The sequence below is a fragment of the Streptomyces sp. NPDC005195 genome, from assembly GCF_040608315.1.
GTDB classification, from domain to species: Bacteria; Actinomycetota; Actinomycetes; order Streptomycetales; family Streptomycetaceae; genus Streptomyces; species Streptomyces kaempferi.
The window spans coordinates 403633-416200 of the sequence record NZ_JBEXHZ010000001.1; the positions used below are offsets into that span (position 1 = coordinate 403633).

Below are 12568 nucleotides of genomic sequence, written 5' to 3' on the forward strand. Positions count from 1 at the left end.
AGCACTGCCGCGCACCCTCGAATTCCTGCCACCTCCGAGGCACACTGGACGGCATGCTGAAGAACGTGGCCGCCGTGCTGCTCGACGGAGTGCATCCCTTCGAACTCGGCGTGGTCTGCGAGGTGTTCGGGATCGACCGCAGCGACGACGGGCTGCCCGTGTACGACTTCGCGGTCGCCTCCGCCGAGGGCCCGACCCTGAGCACGCACGCGGGGTTCTCGCTCCACACGGAGCACGGACTGGAGCGGCTGGAGACGGCCGACCTGATCGCCCTGCCGGCCGGGAACGCCTACGCGTCCCGCTCCTACCCTCCCGAACTGCTCGCCGCGCTGCGCCGCGCGGTCGACCGCGGCGCCCGGGTGCTCAGCGTCTGCTCCGGCGTCTTCGTACTCGGCGCGGCCGGACTGCTGGACGGGCGGCGCTGCGCGGTGCACTGGCACCATGCGGACGAGCTGGCCCGGCAGTACCCCCGCACGACCGTCGAGCCGGACGTGCTGTACGTGGACGCGGACCCGGTGATCACCTCGGCCGGCACCGCCGCGGGCATCGACGCCTGCCTCCACATCGTCCGCAAGGAGCAGGGCCCTGAGGTCGCCAACGCCATCGCCCGGCGCATGGTGGTGCCCCCGCACCGGGACGGCGGCCAGGCCCAGTACATCGAACGCCCGCTGCCCCGCTCCACCTGTGACACGGTCGGCGAGGTGCTGGTGTGGATGGAGCGCCACCTCGACGAGGAGGTGACCGTCGAACAGCTCGCGGCCCGCGCCCACATGTCCCCGCGCACCTTCGCGCGCCGCTTCCAGCAGGAGACCGGCACCACGCCGTACCGCTGGATCCTGCGTCAGCGGGTGCTGCTGGCACAGGAGTTGCTGGAAGCGACGGACGAGACGATGGACGCGATCGCGGGCCGCACCGGGTTCGGCACCGCGGCCGCACTGCGCCACCAGTTCGTACGGAGTCTGGGGACGACCCCGCAGGCGTACCGGCGCACGTTCAGGGGCCCGCGGGCCGCCTGACCACGCACCGGTACGGACGCGGGCCGTCACGCACGGTCAGCGCGGCACGGTCCTCAGCAGCAGCCGGTGCGGCCGCAGCGTGATGCCGACGCGGGTGCTGTCGATCGACTCCGACACCTTCTCGAGGCGCCACCGGGACGCCACCGTCGCCGTGATCAGGCTGAGCTGCGCCATCGAGAAGTGATCGCTCGGGCACTTCCGGTTGCCCACGCTGAAGGGACTCATGGCGTACTTCGGCACGTCCTTGGCGCGTTCCGGAAGCCAGCGGTCGGGGTCGAAATCCAGATGCCCGTCGTACGACCGGGGATCACGCTGGATCGCGTACGGGCTGTAGACGATGTCGGCACCGGCCGGAATCCGATAGCCGCCGAGCTCCGTTTCGGTCACCGCGCGCCGCGTCAGAATCCATACCGCGGGACGCAGTCGCATCGCTTCTACGACGACATTGTTCGTGTGCGACAGCTTCCGGACGTCGTCGAATGCGACGGGCCGGTCCCCGGCGACGGATTCGACCTCCGCGGCCACCCGGGCGGCGTGTTCCGGGTGTTCCACGAGGACTTGCAGGAGCCACATGATCGTGGATGCGACGGTTTCGCTGCCGGGGGTGAGTATCGCCACGACTTGGTCGTGGATCTCCTGTTCCCCGATCGGCTCGCCGTTCTCGTTCTTCGCTTCCAGCAAGGCCGTCAGCAAATCGTCCGGCTTTTGACCAGATGCGCGGCGTTCGGCGATGATCTCGTCGACCAGGACATGCAAATCGGCCAATGCGCGGTCGAATTTACGGTTGGCCGGAAGCGGCAGCCGATAGAGCGGGCCCGCCGGGATCACCATGCGCCGGTACATGCCGCGGAAGACGGTGGCGAGCGCGATGCTGAGGCGCTCGGCGCGCTCGTCCATGTACTCGCCGCGCAGCAGGCAGCGGGCCGCTATGCGCACGGCGACCCGGAACGACTCCGAGGTGCAGTCGACGGCCTGCCCCGACCCCATGCGCTCCGCGAGGGCCCGTGCCTCCTCCTCCATGACCGGCCCGTACTCGGGGATGACGTCGAGCCGGAACGCGGGCTGTATGGTGCGCCGCTGACGGCGGTGCCGGGGCCCGTTGGCGGTCGCGACGCCCTCCTTGCCGAGCAGGCCTTCCAGGGACTCCCAGAGCGGTCCGTCGATCTTGAAGTCGGGGCTCAGCGCCATCGCTCCGGTGAGGGCGGGCGAGGTGAGCGCGTACACCGTCTTGGGGCCCAGCCGGAGCCGGACGACCTCGCCGTGCTCACGCAGCCGGGCGAAGAGGCCCAGCGGGTCGCGGACCAGCTGCCAGCCGTGGCCGAGGACGGGGACACCGCCTCCGGCGAGGGGCGGGGCGGGCAGCTCCGGCGCCTCGGGGTGCGCGGGCCTTACGGACTCGACGGTCATGACTCACCTGCCGCTTCGTTGTTGACGTACGGGGGTGTGGATCGGTCGTCCCAGCTGTCGACGGTGTACCGGCCGGACTCGTGGTGGAACCAGTACACGGAGCTGAACCAGTTCCGCATATTGCCGAGACAGGACTTCACCGCGTCGCTCAGTTCCTTTCCGCGCACGGAGCCGTCCGCGAGCGAGTCGGCGAACTCGTCGAGTTCCTCCTCCGCTTCGATGAATTCAGTGACGCATTCCACGACTCGCTGCCGCATGTCCGTGACGGCGCCCTCGAGAGTCAGCCCCTCATGATGAATGAGACTGATTCCGAGATTGTGCACCTCGTCGCCCGCTATTTCCTTCGGGAGCGAGCAGAGATCGTTGTACCAGGCGGCGAATTCCTGACTCAGCAGGGCCGCCCGCCGATATACGGAACTGTTCCGCACGGCGGCGGGAAGTTCATAGCCCGCGCTCGTCTCCAGGAGATCGGTCCAGATCCAGTGGGCGAAGGTGAGCCGCCGGAGCTGGAGATATTCCTCGACCGTGGGGACTGTTCCGGAGGCACGGTTCCTGAATTCCCGGTCGTAGGCCTCGATCACCGCGTGGAAGTGTCGTGCGAAGCGCGCGTTCCACTTCTCGCCCAGGAACGAGTACAGCCGCACCATGCTGTCCGCGAACCCCGCGACCAGGGGATCCTGGTGATGCAGATGTTCCCTGGGAGAGTCGAGCGCCTCATGGAGCTGGAACCTGAGCCTCCGCCAGGCCGCCGCCCTGCGGTGGACGACGTCCCGGTCGTGGCGGTCGTCCCAGACGAAGAACCACGCGCTGTAGTCCGCTATCGCCTGTATGACCTCGTCGGGCGCGCCAATGTAGTAGCCCGCCATCAAGTCCGTATAGCAAAGGCCGTCGGCATATTCCTGGACCTTGTCGGCAGGCATGAGCCGTTTTTCCCGGAGCCACGAACGTGTGTTCTCCTGGAGCTTGGGCCAATACGGATGCAGTTGACGGGGAAACCCGGCCTCGATCACCGGGAGTGAGAGCGCCGGTGGAACCGCGACCACGGTCGGTGTCGATGAAGTGCCGTGTGAGAAAGCATGCACGAACAAACCCCTCTCAGCCGCCAGTTGCGCTACGCCCCTCTCGTCGTGCCGGGCGTGCGCCGTTGCGTATCCCCGCACTTCCCATTCAGCACCACAACTGACTGTTCTGGGAATGGATTTGCTCCACTCACTACCGGAGAGTGCCGAGAATCCCCCCTCGTGTGACTGAATATGGATCATTAGAGGAGCGGAGGGGATCGAACGTGCGACGCACATACGAACGGCGCCTGGTCAGGGAGCTCCCTGACCAGGCGCCGTTCGCGCGGAACCCACGGAAGATCGCGGGCCCCGTCTGTCGTTCTCTGTCTCAGCCGTTCACGGCCGCGGCTCAGTCGTTCGCGACGACCGCGTAGCGGGGCTCGTTCTCGGACATCTGCCGCAGCGCGTCCTTGCGTTCGCGCTTGGAGAGCCGGTCGATGTAGAGGTAGCCGTACAGATGGTCGGTCTCGTGCTGGAGGCAGCGCGCGAAGTAGCCGGTGCCCCGCACCTTGACCGGGTTGCCCTTCTCGTCCTGTCCGGTGACCTCGGCGTAGTCCGGGCGGGCCAGCGGCGCGTAGGCGGTCGGCACGGACAGGCAGCCCTCGTTGCTCTCGTCCAACTGGCGCCGGTCGGCGGGCAGGTCGACGAGGACGGGGTTGCAGACGACCCCGACGTGCCGTGTGCCCTCGTCGTCCTGGCAGTCGTACACGAAGACCTTCAGGTCGACGCCGATCTGGTTGGCGGCCAGGCCCACGCCCTCGGCGGTGCGCTGGCTCGCGAACATGTCGGCGACCAGCCGGCCGAGCTCGTCGTCGAACTCCGTGACGTCCTGGCACTCCTTGTGGAGCACCGGATTGCCGACGACCGTGATCGGCCGCGAGGTGCCGGGCTCGCGGTAGGCCGCCTCACGCTCCTCGCAGTCCTCGGTGTCGACGACGAAACCCTCGTCGTCCACGGGGAGCACGCCCGCGTGCTGCTGTTCGGTGTCCTGCTGCGCCATGACCGACGTACGCCTTCCTGGAATCCATGAGAATGCTGCGGCATACAGCCTACGGGGCCGCGCGCACCCCTCGGCAGGCGTTCGCGCCCGGCGGCACGCGGCTAACAGACCTCTTCGAGGTCCCGCCAGTCCCGGGAGTCGGGGCTGTCGGCGACCCAGCCGTCGAGCAGTCCACGCACCAGCGAGGCCGGTGCCGCGAGCCCGCACTCCCGCTCCGGCACCCACAGCTGCCCGTCGGTGCGGTGGCCGAGCGGGCCCGGGTGACCGGGCTCACTGTGGTCGTGCGGGTCGAGGTGCTCGCCGTCGCCCTCGTCGGACGGCATCCGGGACTCGGAGCACATCCGGCACAGCAGCCGTACGGAGGACGACCAGTCCTCGGCGGCGAAGCCGGCGTCGGCCGCGAGCTGCTCCAGGGCGTCCCGGTCCTCCTCGGTGGCCGCCTCCAGCAGGACGACCCAGGTGGGCACCGGCGACGGAGCCCACAGCTCGATCTCGTCGAAGACGGGGTAGGCGTGCCCCACGACGGTGGTCCGCTCGCCGTGCGGCACACCGTCGTGCAGGACGACCTCGCCCCAGCGGCGCCCGGAGGACGGAAGCGGAATGGACAGCACCTCGATCCGGGCCGGATCGAGCCTGCGGCCCCACACGACCTCGGCCTCGCCCTCCGGCGACAGCCGTACCGCCGCGCTGCCGAGGTCCATGCCCGTCGGCTCCCCGGCGACGGCGGCTCCGCCGGGCACCCGCAGCCCGTACGCCTGCCAGGCACGGCGGGCCAGCGGCCAGTCCTGCAAAGCGGTGGCGGCGATGCCGACGTTCCACCAGTCGGGGGCGCCCGTCTCCCGGTCCAGGAGTGCGACGGCCCGCAGACCGGCGGCCCTGGCCTGCTCCCAGTCGTGCCGGAACTTGTGCAGCAGGGCCAGGTTGAACCAGGACTCGGACAGCCACGGCTCCAGGTCCGCGGCGCGTGTCAGCAGCGCTCCCGCGTCCTCGTACCGGCCGTCACCGATCAGCGTAAACGCACGGTCGGTGGCCTGCCGCCATGAGGCGGAGGGCCGGTGTCGTCCCTTGCCGAAGATCCTCACGATTCCCGCCTGCCAGTTCCTTGCGATTCCCGCCTGCCGGTCGCTCGAAGAGTCCCTTGAAGACAGTGCGGCCACGGGCTGGCCCGTGCCCCCGAACACCCTCTTCCTCGCATCCAACCACGTACCGTCGGACGCCCGCTCATTACCCATGGGTTACCCAGCCTGGGGCAGGGTAAGGCTGCCCCGCAACAGGACCCTGGCCAGCGACTCCACGACTTCGGGCTGATGGTCGCGGGCCGTGGCCAGCCGCAGCTTCTCCAGCGCGGTCAGGGGCCCTCCCGGCCCCGCTTCCCTGGCCAGCTCCTCATAGGCGTTCACCGTGCGGACGATCCGCGCGCTCACCGGCTGCTCCCGGTAGGGGTCGGCCTGCCGCTCCACCACCACCGCGACCTCGGCGTCCACACCGGTCTGGCGCACGACCGCGCCGCCGAGGAGCGCGATACGGCGCTGCTCCTCGGCGGGGAGCGCGGAGGTCGCGCCGGCCGGGACCGGATCGACGAGGCTGAGCTGTCCGATGTCGTGCATCAGGGCCGCGTACTCCAGAACGGTCAGATCGGGCTCGGACAGTCCCAGCTCACGCCCGACGGCACGGCTGAGCGCGGCCACTCTGCGGGCGTGCCCCGCGGGGGTGTAGCCGGCGATCTCGGTCGCCCGCGCGAGGGAGGCGATGGTCTGCCGGTAGGTGACCCGCACGGCCGCGTACCGCCGGAAGGACAGCTGGGTCAGGAGCAGCGGCAGCGAGAACACGGGCAGCGCCCACAGCCCCACCACCGCCACCGCGAGCGACATCACGGCCCCGGTCGCGCAGACCGCGGACCCGATGCCGAGGGTGGCCCGCAGCTCGTCCCGCAGCAGCGGACCGAAGGGCCAGCGGGTCCGGGAGTGCGCCATGGCAGCCGCGAGCACCGCGTCGCACAGCGCGGTCAGCACCAGCAGCGCGACCAGCAGCAGGGCGTACGAGGGGCCGGCCCATCCCATCAACCTCCCCCGGTTGTAGAGAGGTTGGAAGCAGACGGCGGCGAAGGCGACGGTCAGGACGCGCCGGGTGAGGTGGTCGAGGGTCGGGCCCCCGCCGCGGGCGACGTGCGGGACGCAGCCCAGCAGCGCGGCGGCGCTCACGACGGCCACGACCTGGAGCGCGCCGTGCCGGCTGGGGTGCCCCGCCTGCTCGCCCAGCAGCGCGTAGGACAGCGCGCCCGCGGCCCCGAGGGGAGCGGACTCCCGGTCCTCGGTGCCGCTCCAGCGGGCGAGTTCCCCCACGGCGACGAGGACGCCGAAGGCGAGGGCCGTGCCGCGTTCGTCGATACCGTTCCAGAGGGTGACGGCCAGGGCGACGACGCCGAGCAGGGCGGCACCGGTGCGCGCGAGCGTGCCGAAGGTGTCGGAGTGCGGTCCGGTGGGAGTGTGGCCGGCCGGAAACCGGGCGGACCCCGCGTACTCCTCACACTCCTGGTGGTACTCCTCGTGCCGGCGCGAGCCGGAGGCGCTCCGTTCCGCGGGGTTCATGGTCCTCTCCGGCCCGCGCTGTCGGCGGGACTGCTGTCCGTCGGACGGGGTACGGGCGACGTCGTCCGGTCGTCGCCCGCGGTCACCGCGGGGTGCCAGCCGTGCCGGTCCAGGGCCCGCACCAGGGCGCCCACCATCCCGGGGTCGAACTGCGCCCCGGCGCAGCGCTCCAGCTCCGCCAGCGCCGCGGGCACCGGGCGGGCCCTGCGGTAGGACCGGGTCGACGTCATGGCGTCAAAGGCGTCGGCCACGGCCACCACCCGCGCGAACTCCGGGATCTGCCCTCCGACCAGCCCGTACGGGTAGCCGCTCCCGTCGAGCCGCTCGTGGTGGTGCAGGATCGCCGAGCGGGCCTCCCCGAGGAAGCCGATCCCGCGCACCATCTCGTGGCCGTACTCGGGATGCAGTTCGATGATCCGCCGTTCGTCCGGCGTGAGCGGACCGTCCTTGCGCAGCAGCCGGGTGGGTACGCCGAGTTTGCCGACGTCGTGCAGGATTCCGGCGAATCGCAGCACCTCGGCCCGCTCGTCGTCCATGCCGAGTTCGCGCGCGATCATCATGGAGGCCTGTCCGACCCGCTCGCTGTGTCCGCGGGTGTACCCGTCCTTGATGTCGACGGCCTGCACGAGAGCCCGGATGGTGGCCTGGTGGGCGGCCCGCTCCCGGTGGTACTGGGCGAACACCCAGCACGAGACGTACATCGGCAGCAGCACGAGCAGCGCGGCGACCGGCCCGTACGGGCTGCGCCACAAGACCGCCATCATCAGACCGGCGAGTCCGTGCGCGGCGACGGGGGCGAGCGAGCGGGAGAAGAGGCCGCGCCAGGCGCCGCGCAGCGGTACCCGCTCGGCGAGGGCCAAGATCCCGCCGTCGAGAACGGCCAGCACCAGACAGAAGGTGAGCACCGCGGCCCCGGCGGGGACGAGCGCGTACGGGAAGCGGGGTACGACGACAGCGTCCCGGCCGTCCAGCGCCCAGTGCGCCCGGGAGGCCGCCCAGACGGCGACGGCGAGCTGGGCGGCGCGCCAGGTTCTGCGCAGTCCGCGCGGGCGCTGCTCCACCCGGGAGAGCAGCGCCCCCGGCAGTGCGACGAGCGCGGCGGCGGGCGGTGGCAGCAGGAAGGCGCCGGCGAGCAGTACGGGGAGGAAGGTGCCCAGGCCTTGCGGCGCGCGACGGCCGGCGGCACGGGTGGTGGCGCTGCCGGGGCCGTGCGGCAGGGTGATCCGCTCGCATCCCGCGTAGAGCGCGGCGAGCAGGGCGACGATCCACCAGGGGGTGCGAACGCCCGGCAGGGGAGCGAGGCAGCCGAGGGCGGCGACGACGACACAGGCCACGTACACCCGGGCCGCTGCCGGAATCGTCCGCATCTCGTCGCCCCTCCCCCGTTTCCCCCGCTCAGGTTTCCGGAGCCTAGGGGCGCGGCGTGGGGGCGGGGGCGGCAACGGCCGAATCCGCGGGCTCGAAGCCCGCGGATTCGCACGTTCGGGTGATTACCGGACGATCTCCCCAGGGTGTCCCTCGCGTCCCGGGGCGGTGACACCCGGCGGGTTCAGCATCCCTGGAGGTTCGGAGTCCCCGGGGGTTCAGGACCTCTGGGGGTTCAGGACTCCCGGAGGTTCAGGACTCCCGGAGGTTCAGGACTCCTGCGGTGTCGCGCTGACGTCGTGCTCCGGCACCGTCTTCCCCGAGCGGATCAGGTCGATGCGGCCCATGACCTTCGCCCGCAGGTCGGTCGGCACGTCGTCCTGCCCGCAGCAGCGCTTGACCAGCTTCTTCACGGCCTGCTCCAGGCCGTACTTCTCGAGACACGGAGAGCACTCCTCGAAGTGCACCTCGAACTTGGTGCAGTCCGCGTCCGGCATCTCATGGTCGAGGAACTCGTAAAGATGATCGAGTACCTCACTGCAATCCGTCTCGTGCGGCTCTCCGCAGCTCATGAGCCCGAGCCTTTCGCTTCGTTCGACTCTCCGGCGCCGGCCGGGACCAGGCCACGGTCACGGGCGTAGTCCTCGAGCATGCCGCGCAGCTGACGACGGCCCCGGTGCAGCCGGGACATCACCGTGCCGATGGGTGTCCCCATGATGTCCGCGATCTCCTTGTACGCAAAGCCCTCGACGTCCGCGAGATACACGGCGATGCGGAATTCCTCGGGAATCGCCTGCAGCGCTTCCTTGACGTCCGAGTCGGGCAGGTGGTCCAGCGCCTGCGACTCGGCCGACCGCAGACCGGTCGACATGTGCGACTCGGCACGCGCGAGCTGCCAGTCCTCGATCTCCTCGGCCGCACTGCGCTGGGGTTCGCGCTGCTTCTTGCGGTACGAGTTGATGAAGGTGTTGGTGAGGATGCGGTAGAGCCAAGCCTTCAGGTTGGTGCCTTCACGGAACTGGTGGAAGGACGCGTACGCCTTCGCGTACGTCTCCTGCACCAGGTCCTCGGCGTCGGCCGGGTTCCGCGTCATGCGCAGGGCGGCCGAGTACATCTGGTCGAGGAATTCGAGTGCGTCGCGCTCGAAGCGCGCGGTGCGCTCGGAGGTCGATTCCGCACCCGTGCCCTGGCCCTCGGGCTGCTCCGCCTGGCCGTGTTCGGTCCCTGCGTCGGTCCCAGTGACCGGACCCACCTCCTCCAGCGATGTGGTGGAACCGAAACCGGTCCCACTCGAATCGGAGGATAGACGAACATCCACACCCGCCGCCGCTCGAACGGGAGCGGCCTTCGCCGCGTGCAGCACCGTCCAGTCCAGCTCAGCGCTGCTGCGACTCGGGCAGATGGTCGAACCCATGCGGCGGACTTCCTCTCGTTCGAACGGTTCAGCACGGTGTGCTTCCTGTCCGCGACAACAGCCGACCGCCGCGCGGCATTCCCGGCGATTCCGTGACCGACGCGTGAGTGACACGTGAGTGACGCACCCCACTCCGACGGCCGTGACCGGCTCCGGCTACGGCAGTGACGCGCTCCATCGCACGACGCCGTCGGTGACGATCCTCACGGCCTCGTCCTGGTCGAGCGGCGCCCGGCGGGGGACCGCGAAGCCATGATCGCCGTACGGCACCTCGACCAGCTCGTACGAGCCCTCCGGGAACTCCTCCGGTTTCCCGAAGGGGTCGTTGCCGCCCTGGACGACGAGGGTGGGCACCCCGGATCCGAGGAGTTCCCCGGCGCGGGACTTCTCGGGCCGGCCCGGCGGGTGCAGCGGGAAGCCGAGCGCGAGGACGGCGGCGGCACCGAGCTCCGTCGCCGTGCGGCAGGCGACGCGGGCCCCGGCGCTGCGGCCGCCCGCGATCACGGGAAGCCCGGACTCCGTGACCGCGGGCCACAGGCCCCGCCATCCCGTGTCCAGCGTCTTCGGCGCGGGCGCCAGCTTCTTCCCGGCCACCCGCCAGGGCTGCTCCACGAGCGCGACGCTCACCCCGTGGGCGGGCAGCACCCGCGCCAGCGCCCGCAGGTCCCGGGCCTCGATGCCGCCGCCCGCGCCGTGGCTCACGGCGAGCACGAGCCGGGCCCGCCGCGCGCGGTGCCAGGTGAGGCGGGCGGTCCCGGCGTCCGTCTCGATGATCTGTGTCACATCGTCCGTCGGGTCGCGGTCAGCAGCAGAGTCCGTCACGTCAGAAGAGTGTGCCCTCCTCGGGCCCCTCCAGCTCCTTCAGCAGCTCCGGACCGTTGTTGCGGACGCTGCTGACGGCGGTGGAGACGGGGTAGGCGCGCATCAGCCCGGTGGGTGGCGGGGTGAGCAGCGCGCGCAGTTCGTCGGCGTCGGTGCGGGCCGGGTCGAGCCAGGCGTCCCAGCGGTCCGGGGTGAGCATCAGGGGCATCCGGGGGTGGATGTCGGCCAGGGTGCGCGGGCCCTCGGCCGGGGCCGCCGCGAGCGGTGCCGTCTCGGCCTCGGTGGTGATGACGGAGCAGGTCGCCCACCAGGCCAGCGGGTGCTCGTCGGGGAGCGTCCGGTCCCGCCAGAACTCGTACAGCCCGGCCATGGCGAAGACCGAGCCGTCGGCGGGGAGCACGAAGTACGGCTGTTTGCGCGGCCGCTTCTTCCTGCCCTCGACCTCCAGGTCGCGTTCGGCGACCCCGGTGACCCACTCGTAGTAACCGTCGGCGGGCACGATGCAGCGCCGGGTGGCGAAGGCGCGGCGGTACGAGGGCTTCTCGTGCACGGTCTCCGCCCGCGCGTTGATCATCCGGGCGCCGCCCTCGGGCGTCTTGGCCCAGGACGGGACGAGTCCCCACTTCAGTCTGCGCAGCTGGCGAACCGGCCTCGGGCTGTCCGCGTCCTTGAGAGGGCGGTCCAGTACGGCGTAGACCTCCTTCGTCGGGGCCACGTTGTAGTCGGGCGCCAGGGTCTCCTCCGGGTCCCACTTCTCGATCTCAAAGACTCCTGCGAGATCCTCGGGCCCACGACTGGCTGCATACCGTCCGCACATACGTGCAACACTGCCAGATTCCGCGACATCCGAGGGAGCCACCGCAGACAATGGGCAGCACCGCATCCACCTCGCTCGCCTCGCTCTGGGACCAGGTTTCCGGCACCCAGCCGGACCCCGATCTGTGGGTGGTGATAGCCACCCTGGTCGCGGCCCTCGCCGTGATCGTCCCGCACGGCGTCTGGCGCGTCTCCCGCAACACCATCACCATCGCGCACGAGGGCGGTCACGGGCTGGTCGCCCTGCTCACCGGGCGCAGCCTCAGCGGGATCAGGCTGCACTCCGACACCAGCGGTCTCACCGTCAGCCGTGGCAAGCCCACCGGCCTCGGCATGATCCTCACCGCCGCCGCGGGCTACACCGCCCCTCCGCTGCTCGGCCTCGGCGGCGCCGCGCTGCTCGGCGCGGGCCGCATCACCCTGCTGCTGTGGCTGGCCACGGTTCTCCTGGTGGCGATGCTGGTGATGATCCGCAACGCGTACGGCGTGCTCACCGTGGTCCTCACCGGCGGCCTGTTCCTGATGGTGTCCTGGCTCGCCGGACCCCAGGTGCAAGCGGCGTTCGCGTACGCCGTGGTGTGGTTCCTGCTGCTCGGCGGGGTCCGCCCGGGCTTCGAGCTCCAGGCCAAGCGCCGTCGCGGCGGCGCCCGCGACTCGGACGCCGACCAACTCGCCCGCCTCACCCACGTACCGGCCGGCGTCTGGCTCTTCCTCTTCCACGCGGTGTCCCTGTGCTCCCTGCTGGCCGGCGCCCACTGGCTCCTACCCCTCTGACCCCGGGCATCTCGTTCGGGGCGTGTGTTGCCTGGGGCGGGGGGACCTATACGTCCGACCCCGGTCGCCTGCGCCCCGAGCGAGACCCGGGGACCCACACGTCCGACCCCAGGCACCGGCGCCCCGGGCTGGGCGCGGGGAACTGCGCGCCCAGCCCCCACCCACCCGCACCCGACACCTTCCCCCGCGCCCGCCCACGCCCACCCACCTCCACCCGCACCCACGCCCCCCACTCCCCCGACCTCCCCTCACCCCCTCCCTCACCCAGCGGACCGTTTTCGTTCAGGTTCCGCCACTTTTGATCA

General features: G+C 70.9%; 12 protein-coding genes. 2 read left to right on the top strand and 10 right to left on the bottom strand.

The genetic code is table 11. The features are described 5' to 3' along the window. Positions 1 to 53 precede the first annotated feature (53 nt). Positions 54 to 1016 (top strand): helix-turn-helix domain-containing protein, encoded by a 963-nt coding sequence (locus tag ABZV34_RS01780; protein WP_356270425.1) that lies wholly within the window; start codon positions 54 to 56, stop codon positions 1014 to 1016. Between the two features lie 36 nt (positions 1017 to 1052). On the opposite strand, the gene ABZV34_RS01785 is transcribed toward ABZV34_RS01780, so the two are convergent. The 10 genes from ABZV34_RS01785 to ABZV34_RS01830 form a co-directional block, all read right to left on the bottom strand. Then, positions 1053 to 2423 carry a cytochrome P450 gene (locus ABZV34_RS01785; RefSeq protein WP_356270427.1) on the bottom strand — a complete coding sequence of 457 codons (1371 nt, stop codon included), beginning with the start codon at positions 2421 to 2423 and terminating at the stop codon, positions 1053 to 1055. Further along, positions 2420 to 3505, bottom strand: coding sequence for an epi-isozizaene synthase (gene cyc1, locus ABZV34_RS01790; RefSeq protein ID WP_356270723.1), 1086 nt, complete (start codon positions 3503 to 3505; stop codon positions 2420 to 2422). The genes ABZV34_RS01785 and cyc1 overlap by 4 nt, the downstream gene beginning before the upstream one ends. Before the next feature lie 328 nt (positions 3506 to 3833). Continuing rightward, positions 3834 to 4484 carry a peptide deformylase gene (gene def, locus ABZV34_RS01795; protein WP_356270428.1) on the bottom strand — a complete coding sequence of 217 codons (651 nt, stop codon included), beginning with the start codon at positions 4482 to 4484 and terminating at the stop codon, positions 3834 to 3836. Between the two features lie 101 nt (positions 4485 to 4585). Next, positions 4586 to 5566 carry a hypothetical protein gene (locus ABZV34_RS01800; protein WP_356270430.1) on the bottom strand — a complete coding sequence of 327 codons (981 nt, stop codon included), beginning with the start codon at positions 5564 to 5566 and terminating at the stop codon, positions 4586 to 4588. Positions 5567 to 5719: 153 nt separating this feature from the next. Beyond that, positions 5720 to 7072 carry an HD domain-containing protein gene (locus ABZV34_RS01805; RefSeq protein WP_356270432.1) on the bottom strand — a complete coding sequence of 451 codons (1353 nt, stop codon included), beginning with the start codon at positions 7070 to 7072 and terminating at the stop codon, positions 5720 to 5722. Then, positions 7069 to 8439 (bottom strand): HD-GYP domain-containing protein, encoded by a 1371-nt coding sequence (locus ABZV34_RS01810; protein WP_356270433.1) that lies wholly within the window; start codon positions 8437 to 8439, stop codon positions 7069 to 7071. The genes ABZV34_RS01805 and ABZV34_RS01810 overlap by 4 nt, the downstream gene beginning before the upstream one ends. A 267-nt stretch (positions 8440 to 8706) precedes the next feature. Then, positions 8707 to 9009: a mycothiol system anti-sigma-R factor gene (gene rsrA, locus ABZV34_RS01815; RefSeq protein WP_356270435.1), complete on the bottom strand. Its 303-nt coding sequence runs from the start codon at positions 9007 to 9009 to the stop codon at positions 8707 to 8709. Beyond that, positions 9006 to 9689, bottom strand: a complete 684-nt coding sequence (gene sigR, locus ABZV34_RS01820; protein ID WP_356270725.1) for an RNA polymerase sigma factor SigR — start codon at positions 9687 to 9689, stop codon at positions 9006 to 9008. The genes rsrA and sigR overlap by 4 nt, the downstream gene beginning before the upstream one ends. A gap of 318 nt (positions 9690 to 10007) precedes the next feature. Further along, positions 10008 to 10634 carry an alpha/beta family hydrolase gene (locus ABZV34_RS01825; RefSeq protein ID WP_356270727.1) on the bottom strand — a complete coding sequence of 209 codons (627 nt, stop codon included), beginning with the start codon at positions 10632 to 10634 and terminating at the stop codon, positions 10008 to 10010. Positions 10635 to 10674: 40 nt separating this feature from the next. Continuing rightward, positions 10675 to 11490 carry an SOS response-associated peptidase gene (locus ABZV34_RS01830; RefSeq protein WP_356270437.1) on the bottom strand — a complete coding sequence of 272 codons (816 nt, stop codon included), beginning with the start codon at positions 11488 to 11490 and terminating at the stop codon, positions 10675 to 10677. A 50-nt stretch (positions 11491 to 11540) separates the two neighbouring features. Here ABZV34_RS01830 and ABZV34_RS01835 point away from each other — a divergent pair, with 50 nt between their 5' ends. Further along, positions 11541 to 12263, top strand: coding sequence for a M50 family metallopeptidase (locus ABZV34_RS01835; protein WP_356270439.1), 723 nt, complete (start codon positions 11541 to 11543; stop codon positions 12261 to 12263). Positions 12264 to 12568: the final 305 nt, after the last annotated feature.

Coding starts and splice junctions, on each gene's coding strand:
- ABZV34_RS01780 (WP_356270425.1), top strand. CDS start 54: ATGCTGAAGAACGTGGCCGCCGTGCTGCTCGACGGAGTGCATCCCTTC.
- ABZV34_RS01785 (WP_356270427.1), bottom strand. CDS start 2,423: ATGACCGTCGAGTCCGTAAGGCCCGCGCACCCCGAGGCGCCGGAGCTG.
- def (WP_356270428.1), bottom strand. CDS start 4,484: ATGGCGCAGCAGGACACCGAACAGCAGCACGCGGGCGTGCTCCCCGTG.
- ABZV34_RS01805 (WP_356270432.1), bottom strand. CDS start 7,072: ATGAACCCCGCGGAACGGAGCGCCTCCGGCTCGCGCCGGCACGAGGAG.
- ABZV34_RS01810 (WP_356270433.1), bottom strand. CDS start 8,439: ATGCGGACGATTCCGGCAGCGGCCCGGGTGTACGTGGCCTGTGTCGTC.
- rsrA (WP_356270435.1), bottom strand. CDS start 9,009: ATGAGCTGCGGAGAGCCGCACGAGACGGATTGCAGTGAGGTACTCGAT.
- ABZV34_RS01830 (WP_356270437.1), bottom strand. CDS start 11,490: ATGTGCGGACGGTATGCAGCCAGTCGTGGGCCCGAGGATCTCGCAGGA.
- ABZV34_RS01835 (WP_356270439.1), top strand. CDS start 11,541: ATGGGCAGCACCGCATCCACCTCGCTCGCCTCGCTCTGGGACCAGGTT.